This is a genomic window from Undibacterium sp. GW821-FHT07F11, from assembly GCF_059418665.1.
On sequence record NZ_JBWKQH010000001.1, the window covers coordinates 755,068 to 780,688 of the forward strand.

At 50.9% G+C, this 25,621-nt stretch carries 28 protein-coding genes; 21 read left to right on the forward strand and 7 right to left on the reverse strand.

Annotated elements, in window-relative coordinates:
- Window positions 1-152: 152 nt before the first annotated feature.
- The 5 genes from AC07OI_RS03205 to AC07OI_RS03225 all read left to right on the forward strand — a co-directional run bounded on the left by AC07OI_RS03205 (window position 153) and on the right by AC07OI_RS03225 (window position 5,138).
- The gene (locus tag AC07OI_RS03205) at window positions 153-926 is read left to right on the forward strand and encodes an ABC transporter ATP-binding protein (protein ID WP_492707554.1); all 774 of its coding nucleotides are present in this window, start codon (window positions 153-155) and stop codon (window positions 924-926) included.
- Window positions 923-1,657, forward strand: a complete 735-nt coding sequence (locus AC07OI_RS03210; RefSeq protein ID WP_492707553.1) for an ABC transporter ATP-binding protein — start codon at window positions 923-925, stop codon at window positions 1,655-1,657. Before AC07OI_RS03205 ends, AC07OI_RS03210 begins: the two co-directional genes overlap by 4 nt.
- A gap of 76 nt (window positions 1,658-1,733) precedes the next feature.
- On the forward strand, window positions 1,734-2,954 hold the full coding sequence (locus tag AC07OI_RS03215; RefSeq protein WP_492707552.1) for an ABC transporter substrate-binding protein: 1,221 nt from the start codon (window positions 1,734-1,736) through the stop codon (window positions 2,952-2,954).
- Between the two features lie 307 nt (window positions 2,955-3,261).
- On the forward strand, window positions 3,262-4,146 hold the full coding sequence (locus tag AC07OI_RS03220) for a branched-chain amino acid ABC transporter permease (protein WP_492707550.1): 885 nt from the start codon (window positions 3,262-3,264) through the stop codon (window positions 4,144-4,146).
- Between the two features lie 11 nt (window positions 4,147-4,157).
- On the forward strand, window positions 4,158-5,138 hold the full coding sequence (locus tag AC07OI_RS03225; RefSeq protein ID WP_495256286.1) for a branched-chain amino acid ABC transporter permease: 981 nt from the start codon (window positions 4,158-4,160) through the stop codon (window positions 5,136-5,138).
- 80 nt (window positions 5,139-5,218) lie between these two features.
- On the opposite strand, the gene AC07OI_RS03230 is transcribed toward AC07OI_RS03225, so the two are convergent.
- From AC07OI_RS03230 to AC07OI_RS03250, 5 genes are all read right to left on the reverse strand, one after another.
- A complete protein-coding gene (locus AC07OI_RS03230) occupies window positions 5,219-6,301 on the reverse strand; it encodes a HEAT repeat domain-containing protein (RefSeq protein ID WP_495256287.1) in 1,083 nt (360 codons plus the stop codon).
- Window positions 6,302-6,338: 37 nt separating this feature from the next.
- A complete protein-coding gene (locus AC07OI_RS03235; protein ID WP_495256288.1) occupies window positions 6,339-7,040 on the reverse strand; it encodes an alpha/beta hydrolase in 702 nt (233 codons plus the stop codon).
- A gap of 271 nt (window positions 7,041-7,311) precedes the next feature.
- Window positions 7,312-8,091 (reverse strand): response regulator transcription factor, encoded by a 780-nt coding sequence (locus AC07OI_RS03240; RefSeq protein WP_495256289.1) that lies wholly within the window; start codon window positions 8,089-8,091, stop codon window positions 7,312-7,314.
- 125 nt (window positions 8,092-8,216) lie between these two features.
- Entirely contained in the window at window positions 8,217-9,374 is a 1,158-nt protein-coding gene (locus AC07OI_RS03245; RefSeq protein ID WP_495256290.1) for an iron-containing alcohol dehydrogenase, read from the reverse strand.
- A gap of 62 nt (window positions 9,375-9,436) precedes the next feature.
- Entirely contained in the window at window positions 9,437-10,312 is an 876-nt protein-coding gene (locus AC07OI_RS03250; RefSeq protein WP_495256291.1) for an alpha/beta hydrolase, read from the reverse strand.
- Between the two features lie 236 nt (window positions 10,313-10,548).
- On the opposite strand from AC07OI_RS03250, the gene AC07OI_RS03255 reads away from it, so the two are divergent.
- The 16 genes from AC07OI_RS03255 (at window position 10,549) to AC07OI_RS03330 (ending at window position 24,267) form a co-directional block, all read left to right on the forward strand.
- Window positions 10,549-11,307, forward strand: a complete 759-nt coding sequence (locus AC07OI_RS03255; protein ID WP_495256292.1) for a TSUP family transporter — start codon at window positions 10,549-10,551, stop codon at window positions 11,305-11,307.
- 185 nt (window positions 11,308-11,492) lie between these two features.
- Window positions 11,493-13,439 carry a tRNA uridine-5-carboxymethylaminomethyl(34) synthesis enzyme MnmG gene (gene mnmG, locus AC07OI_RS03260; RefSeq protein ID WP_495256293.1) on the forward strand — a complete coding sequence of 649 codons (1,947 nt, stop codon included), beginning with the start codon at window positions 11,493-11,495 and terminating at the stop codon, window positions 13,437-13,439.
- A 129-nt stretch (window positions 13,440-13,568) separates the two neighbouring features.
- Window positions 13,569-14,225 (forward strand): 16S rRNA (guanine(527)-N(7))-methyltransferase RsmG, encoded by a 657-nt coding sequence (gene rsmG, locus AC07OI_RS03265; protein ID WP_492707534.1) that lies wholly within the window; start codon window positions 13,569-13,571, stop codon window positions 14,223-14,225.
- A gap of 17 nt (window positions 14,226-14,242) precedes the next feature.
- Complete coding sequence (locus AC07OI_RS03270; protein ID WP_495256294.1) at window positions 14,243-15,019, forward strand: ParA family protein; 777 nt, start codon at window positions 14,243-14,245, stop codon at window positions 15,017-15,019.
- Between the two features lie 2 nt (window positions 15,020-15,021).
- Window positions 15,022-15,915: a ParB/RepB/Spo0J family partition protein gene (locus AC07OI_RS03275; RefSeq protein ID WP_492707532.1), complete on the forward strand. Its 894-nt coding sequence runs from the start codon at window positions 15,022-15,024 to the stop codon at window positions 15,913-15,915.
- A 13-nt stretch (window positions 15,916-15,928) separates the two neighbouring features.
- Window positions 15,929-16,477, forward strand: coding sequence for an RBBP9/YdeN family alpha/beta hydrolase (locus AC07OI_RS03280; protein WP_492707531.1), 549 nt, complete (start codon window positions 15,929-15,931; stop codon window positions 16,475-16,477).
- A 309-nt stretch (window positions 16,478-16,786) separates the two neighbouring features.
- A complete protein-coding gene (locus tag AC07OI_RS03285) occupies window positions 16,787-17,125 on the forward strand; it encodes an ATP synthase subunit I (protein ID WP_492707530.1) in 339 nt (112 codons plus the stop codon).
- Between the two features lie 2 nt (window positions 17,126-17,127).
- Window positions 17,128-17,958 (forward strand): F0F1 ATP synthase subunit A, encoded by an 831-nt coding sequence (atpB, locus tag AC07OI_RS03290; protein WP_492707529.1) that lies wholly within the window; start codon window positions 17,128-17,130, stop codon window positions 17,956-17,958.
- An 80-nt stretch (window positions 17,959-18,038) separates the two neighbouring features.
- Entirely contained in the window at window positions 18,039-18,281 is a 243-nt protein-coding gene (gene atpE, locus AC07OI_RS03295; RefSeq protein ID WP_186917574.1) for a F0F1 ATP synthase subunit C, read from the forward strand.
- 65 nt (window positions 18,282-18,346) lie between these two features.
- Window positions 18,347-18,817 (forward strand): F0F1 ATP synthase subunit B, encoded by a 471-nt coding sequence (locus AC07OI_RS03300; protein WP_422951672.1) that lies wholly within the window; start codon window positions 18,347-18,349, stop codon window positions 18,815-18,817.
- Between the two features lie 2 nt (window positions 18,818-18,819).
- Window positions 18,820-19,353: a F0F1 ATP synthase subunit delta gene (locus AC07OI_RS03305; protein ID WP_495256295.1), complete on the forward strand. Its 534-nt coding sequence runs from the start codon at window positions 18,820-18,822 to the stop codon at window positions 19,351-19,353.
- Window positions 19,354-19,379: 26 nt separating this feature from the next.
- Complete coding sequence (atpA, locus tag AC07OI_RS03310) at window positions 19,380-20,921, forward strand: F0F1 ATP synthase subunit alpha (RefSeq protein WP_162044016.1); 1,542 nt, start codon at window positions 19,380-19,382, stop codon at window positions 20,919-20,921.
- Between the two features lie 29 nt (window positions 20,922-20,950).
- Complete coding sequence (atpG, locus tag AC07OI_RS03315) at window positions 20,951-21,820, forward strand: F0F1 ATP synthase subunit gamma (protein ID WP_492707525.1); 870 nt, start codon at window positions 20,951-20,953, stop codon at window positions 21,818-21,820.
- A gap of 30 nt (window positions 21,821-21,850) precedes the next feature.
- Window positions 21,851-23,257 (forward strand): F0F1 ATP synthase subunit beta, encoded by a 1,407-nt coding sequence (gene atpD, locus AC07OI_RS03320; RefSeq protein ID WP_492707524.1) that lies wholly within the window; start codon window positions 21,851-21,853, stop codon window positions 23,255-23,257.
- A 72-nt stretch (window positions 23,258-23,329) separates the two neighbouring features.
- Window positions 23,330-23,752 (forward strand): F0F1 ATP synthase subunit epsilon, encoded by a 423-nt coding sequence (locus tag AC07OI_RS03325; RefSeq protein WP_422951668.1) that lies wholly within the window; start codon window positions 23,330-23,332, stop codon window positions 23,750-23,752.
- Window positions 23,753-23,850: 98 nt separating this feature from the next.
- The gene (locus AC07OI_RS03330; RefSeq protein WP_492707522.1) at window positions 23,851-24,267 is read left to right on the forward strand and encodes a CoA-binding protein; all 417 of its coding nucleotides are present in this window, start codon (window positions 23,851-23,853) and stop codon (window positions 24,265-24,267) included.
- On the opposite strand, the gene AC07OI_RS03335 is transcribed toward AC07OI_RS03330, so the two are convergent.
- Together AC07OI_RS03335 and AC07OI_RS03340 are read right to left on the reverse strand one after the other, a co-directional pair.
- Window positions 24,255-25,040 (reverse strand): tetratricopeptide repeat protein, encoded by a 786-nt coding sequence (locus AC07OI_RS03335; protein ID WP_495256348.1) that lies wholly within the window; start codon window positions 25,038-25,040, stop codon window positions 24,255-24,257. The two genes, AC07OI_RS03330 and AC07OI_RS03335, sit on opposite strands and share 13 nt — an antisense overlap.
- Window positions 25,033-25,479 (reverse strand): hypothetical protein, encoded by a 447-nt coding sequence (locus tag AC07OI_RS03340; protein WP_495256296.1) that lies wholly within the window; start codon window positions 25,477-25,479, stop codon window positions 25,033-25,035. Before AC07OI_RS03340 ends, AC07OI_RS03335 begins: the two co-directional genes overlap by 8 nt.
- Window positions 25,480-25,621 lie beyond the last annotated feature (142 nt).

A 25,621-nucleotide genomic window follows, 5' to 3' on the forward strand; every position in this document is an offset into this window, starting at 1 on the left:
TTCTGCGTGGAATTACTTATGGTAGTTATACCGTATTGTTTAGAAATCGGTTTGCTGGGTATTATAAAAAGCTAATATAAAAACTTCCAAAAAATAAAGGAAGTGTTGTCGCGTTGGAGTAATAACCATAAGCCAGACAATAAGGAGAAGAGATGACCGACGTCATCCTGGAGACTAAGCGCTTGACCAAAGAGTTCAAGGGCTTCACAGCTGTAAGCGATGTGAATTTGCAGGTACAGCGTGGGCATATCCACGCCCTGATCGGCCCTAACGGTGCCGGCAAGACCACCTGTTTCAATTTACTAACCAAATTTCTTGTCCCGACTTCGGGACAAATCCTGTTCAATGGCCGCGATATTACCTCGGCCAAACCAGCCCAGATCGCACGGCAGGGCATCATACGTTCATTCCAGATCTCGGCGGTGTTCCCGCACCTGACGGTGATGGAGAACGTGCGCATAGGCCTGCAAAGAAAACTGGGCACATCCTTCCATTTCTGGAAAAGCGAACAGTCGCTGAACCAGCTCAATGCCCGTGCCATGGAATTGCTGGCCGAAGTTGACCTGACTTCCTTTGCCGACACCGTGACTGTCGATCTGCCCTATGGCCGCAAGCGCGCCCTGGAAATCGCCACCACCCTGGCCATGGAACCAGAAATGATGTTGCTCGATGAACCTACGCAGGGCATGGGCCATGAAGATGTGCACCGCGTGACCGAGTTGATCAAGAAGGTGTCGGCCGGCCGCACTATCCTCATGGTGGAACATAATATGAACGTGGTGTCGGGTATTTGCGACAAGATATCTGTCTTGCAGCGCGGTGCCATGCTGGCCGAAGGTACTTACCAGGAAGTCTCCACCAATCCCAAAGTCATGGAAGCCTATATGGGCAGTACCAGTGGTGAACTGGAAGGGGCGCATGCATGAGTGCTACAAATACGAATGCAAATACCAGCCCGGCGCTGGAAATTACCGGCCTGCAAGCCTGGTATGGTGAATCGCATATCCTGCATGATGTGAACCTCAAAGTGAATCAGGGTGAAGTGGTGACCATACTCGGTCGCAATGGTGCCGGGCGCACGACGACGATGCGCGCCATCGTTGGCCTGACTGGTGCACGTAAGGGGTCGATCAAGATCAATGGGCAAGAAGCTATCCATCTGCCTACCCATAAAGTGGCGCATCTGGGTGTGGGTTATTGCCCGGAAGAGCGGGGGATATTTTCCTCCTTGTCCACAGAAGAAAACCTGATGTTGCCGCCCTCGGTATCGAAAGATAACAAGGGCATGTCGGTGGCCGAGATTTATGAGATGTTCCCCAATCTGGCTGAGCGTAAAAACAGTCAGGGCACACGCCTGTCCGGTGGTGAACAACAAATGCTGGCGGTAGCTCGTATCTTGCGCACCGGTGCCCGTTTGTTACTGCTCGATGAAATTTCCGAAGGCCTGGCACCCGTCATCGTGCAGGCTTTGGCGCGCATGATCACGATGCTGAAATCCAAGGGTTATACCATCGTCATGGTGGAACAGAATTTCCGCTTTGCTGCTCCGCTGGCGGACAGGTTTTATGTCATGGAGCATGGGCAGATCGTCGAGAGTTTTGCGTCTGCGCAATTGCAGGAAAAAATGCCGGTCTTGAATGAGTTGTTGGGTGTGTAGGATGTATATCTGTAAGGTAACTGCCTCGCTGTCTTGGTGAAGCAGGGTTGAATAAAAATATGATTGGAGAAGACGCATGAAAGCAACATTCACGAAATTAAAAGTAGCAAGTCTCGCAGTTTCCGCCGCACTCGCTGGTTTTGCGCTGAATGCAAATGCGCAAGTATCTGGTGACACGGTCAAGATCGGTTTCATCACCGATATTTCCGGCCTGTATTCTGATATCGATGGTCAGGGTGGTGCAGAAGCCATCAAGATGGCGATTGCCGATTTTGGCGGCACGGTACTGGGCAAAAAAATCGAGCTGGTCACAGCTGACCATCAAAACAAGGCCGATATTGCCGCCAGCCGCGCGCGTGAATGGTTTGATCGCGATGGCGTAGACATGCTGATTGGCGGCACCAATTCAGGTACAGCCTTGTCCATGTCCAAAGTGGCGGCTGAAAAGAAGCGCATCTTTATCTCCATCGGAGCCGGCTCTGCCCGCCTGACCAATGAAGAATGCACACCAAGCACAATTCACTATGCCTACGATACCGTAGCGCTGGCAAAAGGCACGGGTTCTGCCGTTGTCAAGCAAGGTGGCAAAAGCTGGTATTTCCTGACTGCTGATTATGCCTTTGGTGCTTCGCTGGAAAGTGACACTGCCAACGTCGTCAAAGCCAATGGCGGCACAGTCGCAGGTTCGGTCAAGCATCCTTTGTCGGCATCTGATTTCTCTTCTTTCCTGTTGCAGGCACAAGCTTCCAAGGCACAAATCCTGGGCCTGGCAAATGCTGGCGGCGACACCATCAATGCGATTAAAGCAGCCAATGAATTTGGCGTCACCAAGACCATGAAACTGGCTGGTTTGCTGATGTTTATCAATGACATCCATTCCCTGGGTCTGAATGCCACTAACGGCATGTACCTGACCGATAGCTGGTACTGGAACCAGAATGAAGAAGCGCGCAAATGGTCACGTCGCTATTTCGAAAAAATGAAGAAAATGCCTTCCAGCCTGCAAGCGGCTGATTACTCTGCGACCCTGACTTACCTGAATGCCGTCAAGGCAGCAGGTACGGATGACACGACCAAGGTCATGGAAAAACTGAAGGCTGCCAAGGTCAATGACATGTATGCCAAGAACGGTTACATCCGTGGCGACGGCAGCATGATCCATGACATGTACCTCATGCAGGTGAAAACCAGCGCCGAGTCGAAAGAGCCTTGGGATTATTACAAAGTGGCGCAGACTATTCCGGGTGAACAGGCATTTACCACTAAATCCGAATCCAAATGTTCCCTCTGGAAGTGAAATCCAATTCTCGGGCGCATAGCGGCGTTGCAAAGCCTCGCAATACTTTCGTATTGCTACGTTTTGCGCCTTGCTCTGCATCCCGATAATTGAATTTCAGCATTGCTCTTGTTTTACGGGTAAGGTCGCGGACTTTGTCGCGACCTTCACGTTTGCAAAATTGAAGTCATTCAACTCTAGATTTTTCGCAGAAGAAGTACTTAGGGAGTAGGCAGAAAGAAATGATTTTCTCCTGATTTTCTCTGTGACTCTGTGTGTCTGTGTTGAGAGGTCTTCACCTTTCCATCCATTTTTTATTTAGCGTGCCATGGAAATATTTGGTATTCCGCTGCAAGCGATGCTAAGCCAGCTTTTGCTGGGCTTGGTCAACGGCTCGTTTTACGCGATGCTGTCTCTGGGGTTGGCCGTGATATTCGGCTTGCTCAATGTGATTAACTTTGCCCATGGTGCCCTGTATATGATGGGTGCCTTCCTTGCATGGATGGGCATGAATTATTTTGGTATCAATTACTGGGTCATGCTGCTTGCTGCGCCTTTGCTGGTGGGCCTGTTTGGCATCATCATAGAAAAGACCATGCTGCGCTGGCTGTACAAGCTTGATCATCTGTATGGCTTGCTGCTGACCTTTGGTATTACGCTGATGCTGGAAGGTGTATTCCGCTCAGTGTATGGCGTGTCTGGCCAGCCTTATCAGGTACCTGATGCGCTGACAGGGGCGACCAATCTTGGCTTCATGATCTTGCCTAATTACCGTGCCTGGGTGGTGGTGGCCTCGCTGGTGGTGTGCTTTGCTACCTGGTTCGTTATCGAAAAAACCAAGCTCGGTGCCTACCTGCGTGCCGGTACTGAAAACCCCAAGCTGGTCGAAGCCTTTGGTGTCAATGTGCCGCTGATGGTGACGTTGACTTATGGCTTCGGTGTGGCATTGGCTGCCTTTGCCGGCGTGCTGGCAGCGCCTGTCATACAGGTGTCGCCGCTGATGGGTTCCAACCTGATTATCACGGTGTTTGCGGTGGTGGTGATTGGTGGCATGGGCTCTATCCTGGGGTCGATTTTGACAGGCCTGGGCCTGGGCATTATCGAAGGCCTGACGCGGGTGTTTTATCCTGAGCTGTCGGCGACTGTTGTGTTCATCGTCATGGCGATTGTCCTGATGATCCGCCCTGCCGGTTTGTTCGGTAAAGAAAAATGAACGGAGCCACCATGAATAAGAAAATCAGTTACGGCATTGCTTTTGCCCTGTTACTGGCGGCACCGTTTATCGTCTATCCGGTGTTCCTGATGAAGCTCTTGTGCTTCGCCCTGTTTGCCTGTGCCTTTAATTTGCTCATCGGTTTTACCGGTTTGCTGTCCTTTGGCCATGCTGCCTTCTTTGGTGCTGCCGGTTATATCGCAGGCTGGGCTTTGCGTGATGCCGGTTTGCCGACCGAGTTGGGGATCTTGCTGGGAGTAGGGGCAGCAGCCCTGATAGGCCTGGTGATGGGTGCACTGGCGATACGCCGCCAGGGTATCTACTTCACCATGATCACGCTGGCCCTGGCGCAGATGCTCTACTTCGTTTTCCTGCAAGCGAAGTTCACCGGTGGCGAAGATGGTTTGCAAGGTGTGCCACGTGGCAAACTACTGGGTATGGTGGACCTGGGTTCTGACCTGACCTTGTATTACTTTGTGCTGGCAATTGCGATCGCCGGTTTTGCCCTGGTCATGCGCACCGTACATTCTCCTTTTGGTCAGGTCTTGAAAGCCGTCAAGGAAAACGAGCCACGCGCCATTTCGCTGGGTTATGACGTAGACCGTTATAAACTGATGGCCTTCGTTTTGTCAGCTGCACTGGCTGGCCTGGCTGGTGCCACCAAAACCCTGGTACTGGGTTTTGAGACGCTGACGGACGTACACTGGTCCATGTCTGGCCTGGTGGTGCTGATGACCCTGGTGGGCGGTCTGGGCACGCTGGTAGGCCCGATAGTTGGTGCCATCATCATCATCGCGCTGGAAAACAAACTCGGCGACCTGGGCAACCTGCTGGCGAACGTGACGACGATAGAATGGTTCCGCACGATAGGGGACTCTGTCACCATCGTTACTGGCCTGATCTTCATCGTCTGCGTACTGGCTTTCCGCCGTGGCATCGTGGGTGAATTGATGGCTTATGTGGAACGCAATGGCAAGGCCAAGGCTGGATGAAAGTTTTGAATTGCCAGCAGCAAAAAAGCCCCGTGAAGAAATTCCCGGGGCTTTTTCTTTTCTTGAAGATTTAAGAAGATTTAATTGGCGACGTGCTTATTATCTGTCAGCCTTTCCAACACTTGCCGTGCACTTGTTTTGATTATCGTGTTTTCACTGGCACTGTTGATGAGGCTGGTCAGCAGCCGTTTCACTGTTTCCGCATTGGCACCTGACTGCGCAAGCGCAAAGATGGCTGCCTGGCGCACTTCCGGGATTTGATCATTCAGGGCGGCGGAAAAGTAATTGAGACTGCTGTCGTTTTTATCCCATTGCGCGAGTTGTGAAATGCTGCGGCTTCTGACTGTGGCATCTGGATTTTCAGTCAGGCTTTGTAGTTGCCTGATGACGGCGGCAGTTGTTTTGGTATCGGCATTGCCTGGCATGCTGTTGTCACCTGGCTTACCTGGCGCGTCAATCCCTGCTGGTGCAGGTGCTTTCAGTGCTGCTAGTGCCTGCAGGGTGACTGCCGGTGTTTGTTGGTTATTCAGCGACAACAGTATGAGTTCGCGCTCTTCTTGCAGATTGACATTCAGGTTGCCGAGCATGGATAAAGCTGCTTTGCGTTGTCCGGCATCCGGGCTGCTGGCAAGTCGTCTGGCTAATGTCAGTGTTTCTGCGCTGGGTATACTTGCCAGCAAAGTGATGATGAGTTCCTTGCTGGCGGCAGGTGTTTCACTGCCGTATAGCGCCACCAGTTTTTTCAGGTAGTGTGGATTGTCCTGCGCGAGTTTTCGCAATTGATCTTGAGCATCTTCTTTTCCTTCAAGCTGGTCGGCAGGTGACAGGGCGCGTACCCACAGCAAGTCAAACGGATCTGCTTTATCTGCAGGTATTGAAGTGCTGTTTGTATTTCCCCACAATCCGGTGAACTGACCCAATGTGCGCGCCGCCTGGGGTGCTACGGCAGCGTTGTCACTGCGTCCATGCGTAGCGACTACCGGCGCAGGGCTGGCGCTGTCTGAGGGCAATGCCATCCAGTTTATTGATACCAGGCTGGCCAGGGCAAGCAGGCTGAGCAAGAGCAGGATTTTTTTCATGGCTTGAGTCTGTCCCGATTTGGAAAAAGCCCGTGCAACAGCATTGTGCATGGATGATATGAACAAGCCGGTTTTATTATGCATGGGACTTCTCCTGATGTAGTTATTGTGACGAGGGTGGTTATTGAAGCACCAGGCTGGCCTGGGTATTGGTGGTGTAATCCTTCAAACCAAAATGTCCCAGCCAGAAATCGTAAGTCGCATTTTGCCCGTCAATATTGCTTGTATGCGAACCGTAGACGTAGCAACTGCCTATGCATACGACTTCATCTATGTAGCTTTTGATCGAATACATTTTGCTGCCATAGCGTTTATTTTTGACTGACAGTATCAGGGGACTGTCTATGGACAGACCATTGCTGCCGCAGGTCGGTGTCATGATATTGAAAGGGTAGAGGCCGCATGACTCCAGGCCATGCTGGGCACCGGCAATGCCGATAAAGGAATTGACGGATGTTGAATACGCCAGTTCATTGATGGCTTTCATCGCCAGCGTCACACCCATGGAATGGCCGATGACATCTATCCTGCCGGTGCAAGAGGCTGCTTTGGCGGCTTGCATGGAGGCCTTGACGGGATTGGTGTTGGCCGCGCCATGATCATTGATGGCAGGATTGGTTTTGGAGCCCCAGTTGGGGCGGTACAGCTGGGCATCGGTATAACCCTGGCTTTTGAGGGTGCTGACGGTGGCATTCCAGTCCGACGGTGAACCGGCATTGCCGTGTACCAGTACCACATTGTCGAGGCAGGCGGCTTGGCTGGCGCAGGCGATAAAGCTGAGGCTCATGGCAATGAGCACCCGGATGAGTGTGCGGTGTTGCATGGTGTTGTCTCCTGTGGTGTTTTTATGTAGTCCCGTGCTTTGGTGCGCAGGAAAAAACAGGGTAGGAGCAAGTTGGCAGGAGCACCACTATCCGTTCAGATAGTGGCTGAGAACCGGTTCACGATCTTACTGCGCGAGCGTGATCGGGGCTCATGCGCTGCTCAAAATGCTCATGCACTTAAGTACATTCCGCTTTTTGCGCTGCGCTTTTGTTACCCTCACCCCGCTGACGCTCGCGACAGATCGTGAACAGGTTCTGAGGGGTGTTGAGTCAGCTTTTATGTGATGTCAACAGCAAGCCCAGTTCATAGGCTTTGGCGACGGCATGTACGCGGCTGCGTACATCCAGTTTGGCGAAGATCTGGTCGATATGGTATTTGACGTTGACTTCGGTGAGCTCGAGGATGGTGGCGATTTCCCAGTTGGTCTTGCCTTCATGCAGCCAGTGCAGGATTTCTCTTTGCCGCTCACTGAGGGTCTTGTTGCTGATACCGGGCTTGATGGGGAATTCTTCTACCTTGCTCAGCGCATGGGCAAGTGCCAGGTGCAGATGAGGCGTCAACAGGCTCAGCAGGTAAGCATGTTGTTGACCGACTTCAAAGGGTAGATTTGTGAAGATGAAATAACTGGAGAAATGCCCGCTCAGGTCCAGCATGCCGTGGGCGACGGTGTTATGCATTTTCTGCTTCCTGAATGAAGCCAGCCACTCCGCAGGAACTGCATGGTCATCACGCCCGGCCTGGAAGAAAACAGGTTCCTGGGTTTCACGCCATTTTTGCATCAGGGGGCTATGTGCCCGTCCCTTGCTGTCGAGCAGGGATTGATAGTATTGGTAGCTCTCTACCGGACAATTGAACTGCAACAGCTTATGCACATAGTTGCCCTGCGGGCTAACGCCACCTATACCGCAGACCATCATTTCATGCGGCAAGACTTCACGCAAAATCCCTTGGGCAATCAGGCTGAAGTCATCGGCATTGCGGGTTGCCGCACAAGCCATGATGATGGGCAGTATGGAATTGCCGGAGACTTCATGCGCAAAGTTCACCATGTCTGGAATCGTCCTTCAGGCTGCTCAAGATCTGCGTGATGCTGGGGGAGATGTGATGTGCCAGGGCTTGCAAGGCGGTGCATGGTTACTGTTCCATGCACCGTCCTCAACTACTTACCCTTTACTTACATAGCTGCTGCGTAAATCGCCCTGGCATCTTCCTTCGTCACTTCACGTGGATTATTACCCAGCAGGCGTGTCTGCAACATGGCGTCGCTGGCAAGCTGGTCCAGGTCTTTCTCGGTGATGCCTACCTGGCTCAGGCGGGTTTCTATGCCTACCCGCACCGCCAGGTCTTCCATGGCCTTGATCATGGCGTGGCAACGCTGCTCTGCAGTGCCCATGGCTTCTGGCGCGATGATGGCTGCCAGCTCGGCATACAGTTCGGCCGCATGGCTGGCATTGAAGCGCAGTACGTGCGGCAAGACCAGGGAGTTCGACAAACCATGCGGGACATGGAAGATGCCGCCTACCGGATAGGCCAGCGCATGCACTGCTGCGCAGGGTGCATTGGCAAAGGACTGCCCTGCCAGCATGGCACCCAGCAACATGGCCTGCCTTGCCGCCAGATTGCTGCCATTGGTGCAGGCTTCATCGATGTTGTTCCAGAGTAATTTCAAGGCTTGTACTGCCAGCATGTCGGACAGCGGATTCTTTTTGTGTTTGGTCGTATAGGCTTCTATCGCATGCACCATGGCATCTATGCCAGTGGCAGCAGTGACCTTGGCTGGCAAGCCTGTTGTCAGTTGCGCATCAAGGATGGCGATGTCGGCATATAGCTGTGGCGCGACTACACCCATCTTGGTGGTCGCACCTGTGGTGACGATGGAGATAGGGGTGACTTCAGACCCGGTACCAGCTGTGGTCGGGATTTGTATCAATGGCAGGCGCTTGCCTTTGACATTGCCTATGCCATACATGGTGGACAGGCTTTGATCGCTGCCAGCCAGGATGGCGATGAGTTTGGCTACATCCATGGAGCTGCCACCACCGAGGCCAACCACCAGTTCCACTTGCAGGTCGCGGGCATTGGCTACGGCTTGCAAGACTATGGCTTCTGGCGGGTCAGCAATCACGTCGGAAAAAATACTGACTTTGAGTTGTTCCGTTTCCAGGCTGTCAATGACAGGCTGGACCAGGCCGGTACGCAGGAAACCAGCATCGGTCACCAGCAGTACATGGCTAATCGCTGGAAATTCCTGGCGTATGATTTTGCCCAGGCGCGTTGCTGCACCGGTTTGGCTGATCAGGCTGGGGACGGTTCTGAATTCAAAGTCATTCATCTTTATCTCATTTTCATTTAGCTAGTTGTAGGGATATCTACCTTAGCACATGCTGATGCTTTCTATTTATCCAGTAGTTTCAAATCTCGCATCCAGTCGGCATACAGGCTGGTCCAGTTGCGCACGCTGCCGCTGGCGGGTGTCATGCCAAAGCCATGGTCGCCACGGCGAAAGGCATGCAGTTCTGCCTGAGCACCGCCTTCCAGTAATTGTTGATAGATTTTTGCGGCAACCACCGGCGGGGCTTTGGGATCGTCCGAGGCATGGACTATAAATACGGGCGGGGTGTTCTTACTTGCCTTTGGGATTTTCCCGCCAGGCACGCCGGTATATACCAGGGCGATAAAGTCTGCACGATTGCTCAATTTTTCTGCGGCGTCGGCAGCGCTAGCGCTACCCTCGTCCTGATCCGCCAATAGTTGCAAGGCCATGATGCCGCCAGCAGAAAAACCGAGTACACCTATCTTCTTGCTGTCGATTTTCCAATCCGCTGCATGTTGCCGCAGTAGCCGCATGGCGCGGCTGGCGTCTGCTGTCAGGGGCTGTATGGCTTTCCAGTTACGCTCGGTATCTGGTGCGAGGGTTCGGTATTTCAGTACGGCTGCGGTGATGCCCTGGGCATTCAGCCAGTGTGCTGCTTCTATACCTTCCTTGTCTATGCAGATATAACGGAAGCCACCACCCGGCACGACCAGTACCGCAGTACCAGTGGACTTGTCCGCTGGAGCCGGATAAATGGTCAGGGTAGGTTTGCTGACATAGCTGAGGTATCTGTCGAGACGGCCAGTTTCACGCCTGTCTTCTGCTGCCTCTGCTTGCTGATGTTGCAGACCGGGCGCACCGTTTTGCCATAAGGGAATCTCGATTTCAGTTTGCGCCTTACTGCTGGTGCTGAATAAGATACATGCTGCAAACATCAGAGACAGAGAAATCTTCATTGCGTTGATCCTTGCGAGAGACAAACTAGCGACAGATTTATTACACCGGATTTGCATCTTGTCTGATTTGTCGCGGGCAGTCAAACCGGCAAAGCCGCACTGCAACTGTTATGGCATGGCCTGTACCTTGTTGCCTACAGCGTGCTTCTGTATAAGTTATCTGTGCCATGTTTGCTATTCAAGATATTCTCTTGAGGCAACATGCAGGCCCCAATCACAAATCAAATACGCTCAATATGGATATTTTTCTTTTAGCCCTGGCTGCCTTCTTTGCTGGTTTTGTTGATTCCATCGTCGGTGGCGGTGGCTTGATACAGGTTCCCGCCTTGTTTTCTTTCATGCCAGGAACTGCTCCTGCCACTCTGCTGGGGACCAATAAGATGGCAGGTATCTGGGGAACGACAGTTGCAGCGACTCGCTATATGAAGACAGTCAGCCTGCGCTGGAGCATGGTGGCACCAGCCGCATTCATGGCGTTTGCCTTTTCCTTTGCAGGGGCTTTCCTTGTGACACATATTCCGCCCACCTATTTGCGCAAAGCTTTGCCCTTTATCCTGGTGGCTGTGGCTATCTATACCTTCAAGAAGAAAGAGTTTGGTGCTGACAATAAACCTGTGTTCTCGGGTATAAAAGAAACCTATATGGCGATGCTGGTGGGCGCAGGCATAGGGTTTTACGATGGTTTCTTTGGGCCTGGCACAGGCAGCTTCTTCATGTTTTTGTTTGTGCGTATCTTTGGTTATGACTTCCTGCGTGCCTCTGCGGCAGCCAAGGTATTGAATGTTGCCTGCAATACTGCGGCACTTATCTGGTTTGGTTATAGTGGTCACGTACTCTGGATGCTGGGTTTGACGATGGCCGTATGCGGTGTTGGCGGTTCTATTTTAGGTAGTCATTTGGCAATAAAACATGGTGCCTCGTTTGTTCGCAAGATGTTCCTTGGTGTGGTTGTTGCGCTGATATGCAAGACGACTTACGATGGCTTTCTCAAATAGTAGTGTTTCACGTGAAACAATCAGGCAGTGATAATGGGACTTCGGTCCCATTTTTTATGTCCTGATACCCATGTTTCACGTGAAACATAGTTCTAAATAAAAAGAGAATCTTTAGCTCTCTAAAAGTTTACGCGCAAAACAAACTATAATCGTGCCTCCCGTCCCAAGTTTCTCAGAAATCCACCATGTTTTATCCTAAAGAATTCGATGTCATCGTCGTCGGCGGCGGTCACGCCGGTACCGAAGCTGCACTTGCCGCTGCCCGTATGGGGCAGTCCACACTATTGTTGACCCATAATATTGAGACCCTGGGTCAGATGTCTTGCAACCCATCCATAGGTGGGATAGGCAAGGGGCATCTGGTTAAAGAGGTTGATGCCATGGGCGGCGCCATGGCGATTGCCACTGATGAGGCAGGCATACAGTTCCGTATCCTGAATTCATCCAAAGGCCCTGCTGTACGTGCTACCCGTGCCCAGGCTGACCGCATCCTGTACAAGCAAGCCATCCGTAGTCGCCTGGAAAATCAGCCTAATTTGTGGCTATTCCAGCAGGCTGTAGATGATTTGCTGGTCGAAGGTAATCGCGTTGTCGGTGCCGTAACCCAGGTCGGCATCAAATTCCGTGCCCGTGCAGTCGTGTTGACAGCCGGTACTTTCCTTGATGGGAAGATACATGTGGGTTTGAATAACTATTCGGCAGGCCGTGCCGGTGATCCGCCGGCGATATCTTTGTCTGCCCGTTTGAAGGAGTTGGCGCTACCACAAGGTCGTTTGAAGACCGGTACGCCACCACGTATAGATGGTCGCAGTATCGATTTTTCACTGATGCAAGAGCAGCCGGGTGACCTTGATCCTGTGCCAGTATTCTCGTATATGGGCAATACCAGCATGCATCCAAGGCAGTTGCCATGCTGGATTACCCATACCAATGAAAAAACCCATGACATTATCCGGGCTGGTCTGGACCGCAGCCCCATGTACACAGGTGTCATTGAAGGGGTAGGGCCACGCTATTGCCCCTCGATAGAAGACAAAATTCATCGCTTTGCCAGCAAGGAATCACACCAGATTTTCCTGGAGCCTGAAGGCCTGACGACCAATGAGTTTTACCCTAACGGTATCTCTACCAGCCTGCCTTTTGATGTGCAGCTGGACCTCGTGCGTTCCATGCGCGGTATGGAAAACGCCTACATCCTGCGTCCTGGCTATGCGATTGAATATGATTATTTTGACCCGCGTGGTTTGAAATCGTCGCTGGAGACTCGCCAAATTGAGGGCTTGTTCTTTGCAGGTCAGATTAATGGCACGACAGGTTACGAAGAAGCCGCAGCCCAGGGTATGTTGGCAGGCTTGAATGCCGCACTGAAAACCCAGGGTAAAGACGCCTGGGTGCCACGCCGTGATGAAGCTTATCTCGGTGTGCTGGTGGATGACCTGATTACCAAGGGGGTGCAAGAACCTTATCGCATGTTTACCAGTCGTGCGGAATTCCGTCTGAGTCTGCGTGAAGATAATGCCGATATGCGCCTGACCGAGATAGGTCGTCAGTTGGGTTGCGTCAGCGATGCGCAGTGGCAGCAGTTTGAAGAAAAGCGTGAAAGTGTTTCACGTGAAATGGAAAGACTGCGCTCGACCTGGGTTAATCCGCGCATCCTGGCGGATGTTGAAGCTGAGCGTGTCGTTGGCAAGGCTTTGGAGCGTGAGTATTCCCTGGCTGATTTATTGCGTCGCCCACAAGTGACTTATGAAAGCCTCATGAGTTTGCAAGGTGTGGAAGGGCAGGAACTGGCCGGGCCAGGTGTGCTCGATCCCCATGTGCGCGAGCAGGTTGAGATACAGGTCAAGTATGCCGGTTATATCGACAGGCAAGCGAAGGAGGTTGAGCGCCATGCGCATTTTGAAAATCTCAAAATGCCGGTTGGTTTTGACTACATGGAAGTCAACGGGCTTTCGATTGAAGTCAGGCAAAAGCTGAACAAGCATCAGCCTGAAAGCCTGGGCCAGTGTGGCCGTATTTCTGGCGTGACGCCTGCAGCGATTTCCCTGCTTTTGGTGCATCTGAAGAAACGTGGTTTTAAAGAGTTCATGTCGAATACGGATGTTGTAGCCGAAGGCCAGGTGGCAGATTGATTCACGTGGAACATCAAATTACAGACACGTTTGAAAGTGCTTTGATATCAGCACGATCCAGGTGATGAATAAAAACGAAGAATAAAAAATTGAAATGAAAAACAAGAAGTTAATCGAGGACCAGGCAGTATGATTCACGTGGAACATGCACACTTAAGAGCGACGCTGCAGAGCGGTGTTGAAGAATTGTCGTTGAATTTGAATGATGATCAAATTGATAACATGATTGCTTATTTGTCATTATTATCAAAATGGAATTCAGTTTACAATTTAACATCTATCCGTGACCCGAAAGAAATGGTCAAACAACATTTGCTGGATTCGCTGTCGGCAGCCCCCGCCTTCAAAGACGCAAAAAATGTGCTGGATGTGGGTGCAGGTGGTGGTTTGCCCGGTATGATGCTGGCGATTACATATCCAGATATCAAAATATCAATGATTGATACCGTCAGCAAAAAGACTGCATTTTTGACCCAGGCCAAGACTGAGCTGGGTTTGAAGAACGTGACTGTGCATACCGGCAGGGTAGAAGCCCTGCAGGTGAAAGACAAGTTTGATGTGATCACCTCACGGGCGTTTTCCGAGCTGTGTAACTTCATCAACTGGTCAGGTCATTTGCTGGCAGATGGTGGCCAGTTCATTGCCATGAAAGGCGTCGCCCCCAATCAAGAAATAGAACGCCTGCCGGATGGTTGGCAGGTAGAGAAAATGCAAGCCCTTGCGGTGCCAGGTCTACAGGCCGAACGCCATCTCGTCTTTATCAAAAAACAACTGGCCCCGGCTTGACCCTACGGAAATCTTCTATGGCAAAAATCTTTTGTGTTGCAAATCAAAAAGGTGGCGTAGGCAAGACCACGACCACTGTTAATCTCGCCGCAGGGCTGGCGCAACTCAATCAACGTGTCTTACTGGTTGATCTCGATCCCCAGGGCAATGCCACCATGGGGGCAGGCATCAACAAGGCCAAACTGACAGCTTCCATTTATGAAGTCTTGTTGGGTATGTCTGACGTGACAACTGCAAAACAGCGTTCTGAATCTGGCCGTTTTGATGTTCTCCCTGCCAACCGCGAGCTGGCTGGTGCTGAAGTTGAAATGGTATCTCTGGACAACCGCGACAAGCGCCTGCGTGAAGCACTCGCCAAGGTTGATGCTGACTATGACTTCATCCTCATCGACTGTCCGCCAGCCTTGTCGTTGCTGACTTTGAATGGCTTGTGTGCCGCCCATGGCGTGATCATCCCCATGCAGTGTGAATACTATGCGCTTGAGGGTTTGTCTGACCTGGCCAATACCATCAAGAAAGTCTCGGCCAACCTCAACCCTGACTTGAAGATAGTAGGCCTGTTGCGCGTGATGTTTGACCCGCGTATGACGCTGTCGCAACAAGTCTCTGACCAGCTCGAACAGCATTTTGGCGACAAGGTCTTCAAGACCCTGATCCCGCGCAATGTGCGTCTGGCTGAAGCACCATCTTACGGTATCCCCGGCGTGGTGTTTGATCCTGCATCCAAAGGAGCGCAAGCCTATATCGCCTTTGGTGCAGAGATGGTGGAAAGAATTAAACAACTGGAAAAATAAGTATGTCGATCAAAAAACAAAAAGGTCTGGGCCGCGGCCTGGACGCCTTGCTTGGCGGTGCCGCTGACTTCGCCGAAGCCGTACCTACCGTCACTGGCGCCCCTACCAGCCTGAACGTGGCACAAATGCAGGCCGGCAAGTACCAACCCCGTACCCGCATGGACGAGGGCGCACTGGCTGAGCTGGCGGCCTCCATCAAGGCTCAGGGCCTGATGCAACCTATCCTGGTTCGTCCTATAGGACAAAATAATGGCGTAACCCGTTACGAAATCATTGCTGGTGAACGCCGTTTCCGCGCTTCGCAAATGGCAGGCATGGAAGAGGTGCCGGTACTGGTCAAGGATGTGGACGACCAGGCCGCCGCCGCCATGGCCCTGATCGAGAACATCCAGCGTGAAGACCTTAACCCTCTGGAAGAAGCCCAGGGCATACATAGGCTGATCACGGATTTTTCTTTCACCCACGAACAGGCCGCCAATGCAGTAGGGCGTTCACGCAGTGCGGTATCTAACTTGCTGCGTTTGCTGAACCTGGCCAAGCCTGTGCAAACCATGCTGATGGCGGGTGACATAGACATGGGCCATGCGCGTTCCCTGCTGGTGACAGACGCCGCCACGCAGATACAACTGGCCAACCAGATCGTTGCCAAGCGCATGTCTGTCCGCGAGGCAGAAAAGCTGGTCGCCAAGACCACGGCAGAAATGAGTGCCAATGGCAAGCCGCGCGACAAGGCAGAAAAATCCCGCGACATCACCCGCCTGGAAGAAGAGTTGTCCGACTTGCTGGCCACCCAGGTTGCGCTCAAATTAGGCAGCAAGGGCAGGGGACAGATGTTGATCGACTTTGCCGATTTGGATAGCCTCGACGGTATTATTTTAAAAATACGCGGACAGTAAAAAGATTTAACCCATGCAGATACTGACTTTACCCGGCCTGTATAGCTCAGGCCCCAGCCACTGGCAAACGCGCTGGGAAGCCGAATTACCGAATGTAAAAAGAGTAGAGCAACAAGACTGGGACCATCCGGTCAAGGATCAATGGGTTGCCACTTTATCAGCTGCTGTGAATGCAGTATCTGATGAAGTGGTGCTGGTTGCGCATAGCATGGGTTGTGCGCTGACGGCCTGGTGGCTGGCATCAGGCATGCCAGGCGTTGTGGATAAAAGCAAGGTCCGGGCTGCATTCCTGGTGGCGCCACCAAATGTGGGCCGGGTGGATTTCCCTGCTCCCACTTTTAGTCCCATGCCCCTAAACCCTTTTCCTTTCCCTGTTGCGGTGGTCGCATCCAGTGACGACCCCTGGTGTGATTTATCAATTGCGCAAGACTGGGCAAAAAACTGGGGGGCGGAACTGCACCTGATTGGTGCAAAAGGCCATATCAATGGCGAGTCTGGTCTGGGTAGCTGGAAGCAAGGCCAGGACTGGCTCAACCTGCTAATCGCAAAAACGGTACAATAGTAAAAAAGCACCAAAATGGCGCATTTTGATGCGATGCACCAAACATTTGGCCTTATGCATCAAACGTTTGACGTTATAACGCACTACCACGTATAATTCCGTGGTTTTGATCGGCGAGGATTTGCGCTGCCCGGTTATATCGTGGCAAGCCAGTCAAATTCAATGTCATATTTTATAAAATTGTAGGACTTACGCAAGATAGGCCAGCAAGGCTCCGTAATGAACACAGTGCAAAACTGGACGACGGAGCTACCGATGAGCTCATGCACTGCTGCTATTTTGCGCAAGTCCTGGATAAATGAGGGAAGCATGGCACGCATCATACTGCTGCAACTGGTAGCAGCGCTGGTTGCGGGCTTGCTTGCTGGAATTTTCGGCAATATTTCTTACGGATTATCCGCCCTGTTTGGGGGATTATCTTGTGCGATTCCAAATGCCTTGTTCGCGTTGCGCCTGAGTATGAGCGCCCGGAGGCCTGGAGGAGCAAATCCGATGAGTTTTTTCATCGGAGAATTTTTCAAAGTTACATTGACAGTCGCGCTGATGGCAGCGGTTGTCTTCTGGTACCCCGATGTCAACTGGCCGGCCTTTTTGATCGCCTTCATCGTCGTACTGAAAAGCTATTTCATTTTACTCTTTAGGCACTGATCATGAGCTCAGCTGAACAAGTCACTCCGTCAGAATATATAGCCCATCACCTTGGGCATTTGACTAACCACGGCCACCAGGCACAAACGTCCTTGTGGGACATGTCGTATGTGAATATTGATACGGTTATCTGGTCAGTCGTTTGCGGCTTGCTGGGTACTATCATTATGTACATGGCAGCACGCAAGGCAACTTCTGGCGTACCTGGCCGTTTCCAGTGCGCGGTTGAAATGCTCATCGAAATGGTCGACAACAATGCAAAAAGCATCGTTCACGGCAATACCAGCTTCATCGCCCCTATGGCCTTGTCGGTATTTATCTGGGTTGTACTGATGAACTCCCTGGATTTCCTGCCAGTTGATCTGTTCTCTCAATGGCTGTTCCCCTTGTTTGGTCTGGATCATGAAATGCCACATCGTGTGGTTCCTACTGCTGACTTGAACGGTACTCTGGGTATCTCCATCGGTATTTTTGCCCTGATGATGTATTACAGCTTCAAGATCAAAGGCGTAGGCGGCTTCATCAAGGAATTGTTCAGTGCACCGTTTGGTCCTATGCTCTTTCCTTTCAATCTGGCATTGAATTTGGTTGAATACGCAGCGAAAACTTTCTCGCTCGGTATGCGGTTGTTCGGCAATATGTTTGCCGGCGAATTGTTGTTCCTGTTGATTGCAGCTTTGCTGGGTGCTTCTGATTCCATCTTCGGCGGTATTGGTCATTTGGTACTGGGTTCTGCCTGGTCCATCTTCCACATCCTGATCGTGCCTCTGCAAGCCTTTATTTTCATGATGTTGACTCTGGTGTACATGGGTCAGGCTCACGAAGCGCATTAATTAAGTTTTGAAGTTTCAGGTTTTTGGTTTTAGTTTTTTTGATTTTGGTATTTTAATTTTAACTTTCAAGGAGTTTTCTCATGACTAACGTCGCTTTCGTTGCATTGGCTTGTGGTTTGATCATTGGTTTGGGCGCTTTGGGTGCTTGTATCGGTATCGCTATGATGGGTGGTAAATATCTGGAAGCGTCTGCTCGTCAACCAGAATTGATGGACAAACTGCAAGGTAAAATGTTGTTGTTGGCTGGTCTGATCGATGCTGCGTTCATTATCGGTGTTGGTATCGCCATGTTCTTCGCAACTGCAAACCCATTCAAAGGCTAATAGCTTTCCTTTTTCTACCGCAGGTCTCTGGCCTGCGGAACGATTAATTTGATAAGGAAACTAAAGTGAATCTGAATCTATCTATGTGGTATCAGGCTGGGGTGTTTTTCATCCTGGCTTTGGTGACTGCAAAATTCATCTGGCCACCAGTGATTGGTGCGATCGATGAGCGCATGAAGCGCATTGCAGACGGTTTGGCTGCTGCTGATAAAGGCAAGTTGGAAATGCAAGCTGCTGAAAAGCGCGTGCAGGCTCAATTGGCTGCTGCTGGTGAAGAGAGCAAAACACATATCATCAACGCAGAAAAACGCGCTGCTCTGATCGTTGAAGAAGCTCGCAACACTGCTGCTGCTGAAGCTGCCCGCATTATTGCTGCAGCAAAAGCGGATGCTGAAAATCAAGTGACTAAAGCACGCGAAGAATTGCGCGACCAGGTTGCCACTCTGGCAGTCAAAGGCGCAGAACAAATTCTGAAACGTGAAGTCAACGCATCTGCTCACGCTGATCTGTTGAACCAACTGAAAACCGAGCTGTAATCATGGCCGAAATCGCAACGATCGCTCGTCCTTACGCAGAAGCGCTGTTTCGTGTTGCCCAAGCCGGTAACCTGTCCGCCTGGTCGGACCTGGTTACCGAAATGGCACAGGTAGGTGCGCATTCCGATGTACAAGCTCTTGCACACAACCCCAAAGTCTCGGCTGATCAAAAAGCTGAGATTTTCTTGTCTGCGATCAAATCTCCAGTGACTGCTGAAGCGAAAAACTTCATCAACACACTTGCTGACTATGACCGTCTGACTCTGCTGCCGGAAATCGCTTTCCAGTTCCATGCTCTGAAAAACGCCCACGAAGGCGCTGCAGATGCAGAAGTAACCAGCGCATTTGAAATGTCGGCAGCTCAGTTGAGCGAGCTTTCAGCGCTGTTGGAAAAGAAATTTGGCCGCAAGTTGCACCCTACAGTCAAAGTGGATTCCTCTTTGATCGGTGGTGTACGCATCGTGGTTGGTGATCAGGTGCTCGACACGTCGGTACGCGCGAAGCTGCAGAAAATGCACGTCGCCCTGACCGCGTAAGAACGTAATAAATATTAGGAGTTAGTATGCAACTCAACCCATCTGAAATCAGCGAGTTGATCAAGAGCCGGATTCAAGGCCTTGGCGACACAGCTGAGATTCGCAATCAAGGTACGGTTATCTCCGTTACCGACGGTATCTGCCGCATTCACGGTCTGTCTGACGCGATGCAAGGCGAGATGCTGGAATTCCCAGGCAATACATTTGGTCTGGCGCTGAACCTGGAACGTGATTCCGTTGGTGCCGTTATTCTGGGTGACTACGAACACATCTCCGAAGGCGATACAGTTAAATGTACCGGCCGTATTCTGGAAGTGCCTATCGGTCCTGAACTGCGCGGTCGTGTTGTTAACGCGCTGGGTCAGCCTATCGACGGCAAAGGTCCTATCAATGCAAAACTGTCCGCGCCTATCGAAAAGATTGCGCCTGGCGTTATTGCACGTCAATCCGTTTCTGAACCTATGCAAACTGGCCTGAAGTCTATCGACTCCATGGTACCGGTTGGCCGCGGTCAGCGCGAATTGATCATTGGCGATCGTCAAACTGGTAAAACAGCTGTTGCGATCGATGCCGTGATCAATCAAAAAGGTCAAAACGTAACATGTATCTATGTTGCGATTGGTCAAAAAGCTTCTTCCGTTAAAAACGTTGTGCGCGCTCTCGAAGCCCACGGCGCCATGGAATACACCATCGTTGTTGCTGCCACTGCTGCTGAATCTGCAGCGATGCAATACGTATCCGCATACTCCGGTTGCGCGATGGGTGAATACTTCCGTGACCGCGGTCAAGATGCACTGATCATTTATGATGATCTGTCCAAACAGGCTGTTGCTTACCGTCAGGTTTCCCTGTTGCTGCGCCGCCCACCAGGCCGCGAAGCTTACCCAGGTGACGTATTCTATTTGCACAGCCGTTTGCTGGAACGTGCAGCACGCGTTAACCCAGACTACGTTGAAGCTTTCACCAAAGGTGAAGTTAAAGGTAAAACAGGTTCTTTGACAGCATTGCCTATCATTGAAACTCAAGCTGGTGACGTTTCCGCTTTCGTTCCTACCAACGTAATTTCGATTACTGATGGTCAGATCTTCCTGGAAACATCCTTGTTCAATGCAGGTATCCGTCCAGCGATCAACGCTGGTATCTCGGTTTCCCGCGTTGGTGGTGCAGCGCAGACTAAAGTCATCAAAAACTTGTCCGGCGGTATCCGTAATGACTTGGCACAGTACCGTGAATTGGCAGCGTTTGCCCAGTTCGCTTCTGACCTCGACGAAGTAACACGCAAGCAGCTCGATCGTGGTGCCCGCGTTACTGAATTGTTGAAGCAAGCACAATATGCTCCACTGTCTATCTCCCTGATGGCCGTTACTCTGTTCTCCGTGAACAAAGGCTTCCTGGATGATGTACCGGTCAAGCAAGTGCTGGCATTCGAAGCAGGCGTGCACAATTTCATGAAAACGAGCCATGCAGCATTGCTGCAGAAGATCGAAGAAACCAAGCAACTGGACAAAGATGGCGAAGCTGCCATGGCTGCCGCAATTGCTGATTTCAAAAAATCCGGCGCCTATTAATTTACTGTAGCTAGAAGGAGTCAATACTCATGGCTGCAGGCAAAGAGATACGTGGCAAGATCAAAAGCGTAGAAAATACGAAGAAGATCACTAAGGCGATGGAAATGGTCGCCGCATCCAAAATGCGTAAAGCGCAAGACCGGATGCGTGCGGCTCGCCCGTATAGTGAAAAGATTCGTACGATTACGGCTAACTTGTCACAGGCCAACCCAGAGTACACGCATCCTTTTATGGTGCAACAAGATCTGTCCAAGAAAATTGGCGTGATTGTTGTAACGACAGATAAAGGTTTGTGTGGCGGTCTCAACACCAACGTGTTGCGTCTGGTCACCAGCAAAATGCGTGAACTCGAAGGTAAGGGTTCAAAGATAGAAGCGGTCGCAATTGGTAATAAAGGTCTCGGCTTCCTGAATCGCGTAGGTGCACAAGTGGTTTCCCATGTAACACAATTGGGCGACACTCCTCACCTCGACAAACTGATAGGTCCAGTCAAAGTTTTGCTGGACGCGTATCAGGAAGGCAAGCTGGACGCGGTTTACCTGAGTTATACCAAGTTCATCAACACCATGAAGCAAGAGCCGGTGATGGAGCAGTTGCTGCCCCTGACAGCGGACAGGCTGACGACAGACAAGAATGCCCATTCCTGGGACTATCTGTATGAGCCAGATGCAGCAACGGTCATTGATGAATTGTTGATACGTTATGTAGAAGCACTGATTTTCCAGGCCGTAGCGGAAAACATGGCATCTGAACAATCGGCCCGTATGGTGGCGATGAAATCAGCAACTGATAACGCAGGTAACGTGATTGGCGAACTGAAACTGGTTTATAACAAAACCCGTCAAGCCGCCATTACCAAAGAGCTCTCCGAGATCGTCGCCGGCGCGGCAGCGGTCTAAACTGAATTTAAATATTAAGAAGGAACGAACATGGCTAATGGCAAAATCGTTCAGTGTATCGGCGCTGTTGTGGACGTTGAATTTCCACGCGACGCGATGCCTAAGATTTATGACGCCTTGAAAATGGAAGGCTCCGAGCTGACATTGGAAGTTCAGCAGCAATTGGGTGACGGCATCGTCCGTACCATTGCTCTGGGTACTTCTGACGGTCTGCGTCGCGGCATGACTATTTCCAACACTGGCAACCCTATCATGGTACCAACCGGCAAAGCAACGCTGGGCCGCATCATGGACGTACTGGGCAACCCTATCGATGAATGCGGTCCTGTCAGCCACGCGCAGACAGCATCCATCCACCGTAAAGCCCCTGCATACGACGAACTGTCCCCATCCCAGGAATTGCTGGAAACCGGTATCAAAGTTATTGATCTGGTTTGCCCATTTGCTAAAGGTGGTAAGGTCGGTCTGTTCGGTGGTGCGGGTGTAGGCAAGACCGTTAACATGATGGAACTGATCAACAACATCGCCAAGGCACACAGTGGTTTGTCTGTGTTTGCCGGTGTGGGTGAGCGTACTCGTGAGGGTAATGACTTCTACCACGAAATGGCTGACGCAAAAGTGGTTGATCTGGAAAATCCAGAAAATTCCAAAGTTGCGATGGTGTACGGTCAGATGAATGAACCACCAGGTAACCGTTTGCGTGTTGCTCTGACAGGTTTGACGATTGCTGAAGGTTTCCGTGACGAAGGCAAAGACGTTCTGTTCTTCGTGGATAACATCTACCGTTACACACTGGCCGGTACTGAAGTATCCGCTTTGCTGGGTCGTATGCCTTCCGCCGTGGGTTATCAACCTACTCTGGCTGAAGAAATGGGCCGCCTGCAAGAGCGTATTACTTCCACTAAAACTGGTTCCATTACGTCCATTCAGGCCGTATATGTTCCAGCGGATGACTTGACCGATCCATCTCCAGCAACAACATTTGCTCACTTGGATTCCACCGTTGTTCTGTCCCGTGACATTGCTTCCCTGGGTATCTACCCTGCGGTTGATCCACTGGATTCAACTTCCCGTCAGCTGGACCCACAAGTGGTTGGTGTAGAGCACTATGAAACAGCTCGCGCTGTTCAAGGTACTTTGCAGCGCTACAAAGAATTGCGCGACATTATCGCGATTCTGGGTATGGATGAATTGGCTCCTGAAGACAAACTGCTGGTCGCACGTGCACGTAAGATGCAGCGTTTCCTGTCTCAGCCTTTCCACGTTGCTGAAGTGTTTACCGGTGCTCCAGGTAAATACGTTTCTTTGAAAGAAACGATCCGTGGTTTCAAAATGATCGCTTCCGGCGAACTCGATCACCTGCCAGAACAAGCGTTCTACATGGTAGGTACTATCGACGAAGCAATCGAAAAAGCGAAAAAACTGGCTGCTGCTTAATTCAAGCGCACTGGCGGTGCAGTTGATATTGACTGCACCATAGCTTTTTTGAGCGAATAATAAGGGTCCAACATGGCACACACTATTCACGTTGACGTGGTTTCCGCAGAAGAGCTGATCTTCTCCGGTGAAGCCGAATTCGTCGCGTTGCCGGGTGAGGCTGGTGAATTGGGTATCTATCCGAAACATACGCCACTGATTACCCGCATCAAGCCGGGCGCGGTGCGCATCAAGGTTCCGGGCAAAGCCGAAGACGAGTTCGTATTCGTCGCCGGTGGCCTGCTTGAAGTGCAACCAAATGCGGTGACAGTTTTGGCTGATACAGCGATTCGCGGTCACGATCTGGACGAAGCCAAAGCCAGCGAAGCCAAGAGACTGGCAGAACAAGCTTTGGTTAATCGTGATTCCAAAATTGACTATGCGCAAGCACAGGCAGAACTGGCATCCGCGATCGCCCAATTGGCAGCGATACAAAGATTGCGTCAAAAGCGTTAATTTCGCTGCGAAAAATTTTTCGCGACGAAAGCAGTACAATGGAAAGGCAGCTCAGGCTGCCTTTTTGTTTTTCCATTGAATGTTGAGCAAAGCCGCCTATGCCCTTGGAACAAGACTTGATTGCTGAGATACTGAGCAAAAGTAAAACCATCGCCGTCGTCGGCCTGTCGTCGAAAACTTCCCGTCCCAGCCATGGCGTGGCAGCTTACATGCAGGCGCATGGCTATCGCATCATCCCGGTCAATCCGCGCGAAGCGGGGAATATGATACTGGGTGAGCATTGCTATCCTGATCTGATCGCTGCCGCGGCTGAGCACCATATTGATATCGTCGATTGTTTCCGCAATGCGGCGGATATTCCTCCCATCGTCGAAGAGGCAATACAGATAGCCACGCCTTATCTGTGGATGCAATCAGGCATCGTAAATACAGAAGCTGCCGCCAGGGCCGAAGCAGCAGGCATCAAAGTGGTGATGGACAGGTGTATCAAGATAGAGCACCTTTATCGTTCCTGAGTTTGCTTTGCTGAGCGCAATTGCTGTATGTAGGCAAGTTCGTTTTGCGCCAGTTTATTATCAGGTTCGATTTGCAAGGATTCCTGAAAAGCTTTTTCTGCCTCGTCCAGTTGCTTAAGTTCTATCAAAGAAAATCCTATGCCACGCAAGGACATCGCCTGGTAAGGGCGTTGTGAAAGATATTGCTTGCTCAGTTCATGCGCGTGACGATAGGTTTGCAAGGCTTCTGTGGGTTTGGCCAGCTGATTCAAGACATAGCCAATTTCTACCGAGGTGCCAGCAGAAACCGGGGCCAGATATTCCACTTTCCTGAGCATGGACAAAGCCTGTTGCAAATCTCTTCTTTCAACAGCAACAAAGGCCTGAACTTGCAGGCAGTTTTTATAACCCCATTCTATCCATTCAAAATCTAGTTTGCTGGTTTTGCTGAATTCCTCAAATTCTTGAGTCGACTGGAAAGAAAACTGCTTCTTGCTGCTGTCAAAAATGGATTCATAAGAGCGACAATTTTCTTTTGCTCTCTTGTCCGCTTCTTCAAATTTTTTATCCTTGATAAGCACATTCAATGCTTTTGAAGCTGCTGAAAATTCCACCCCCTTGGCACTGTCGGCAACTAAATTGGTATGGGTGGTAATCGTAAAAATCTTGTCGTCAGCCGTAACGCAAGCAGGGAAGGCCGCCGCCAATGCGAGAGCAGCTATCCATTTACGGGCACTCATTCTTCGGTTTGGAATAAAAAAATCAGTCATGCCCAGTGTCAGGTGATCACTCATAAAAAGCACGGTGCGGCTCCACGTAGATCAATTTTATCGACTTGAGCAGTTTGTAAATGATCGCCGCCAGCAATACATAGAAATACCCTACCAGCAAGCTGTATAAACCGCCGATCATAAACAGATTGAACAGGTCAGCGATATCGATGCGCCTGTCGTTGATCATCATCATGACCGCAGCACTAACACCAAATGCCAGCGCCATGACGAACGGCGCAAAATGGCAGTAGAAAACAAACTTGTTTTCATCCAGGCGAAAAAAAACAAAACTGAACACCAGCAGCGTCAGCAAATATGGTATGCCGCCAATGAACAGAGATCCAATCAGAAAGCGCGATAATTCACGCAACACGCCGAATTGCGCACATGCGACACTGAGTAAGGTCAGCACTATGGGCAATAACAATGCGGCCAGGTAATAGGTTTTCTTTCGTATCATAGGCACATAGACAATGAGTTTGCGATGTCTGCCGCACAAAAAGTGTAATCCTGCAGAAAGCATTTATAGTCTTGCTAGGGTATGCAGCACTTTTCATATTATCATCAAAACATTGTCTCTGAATCTGAGATACTTTCTTTGT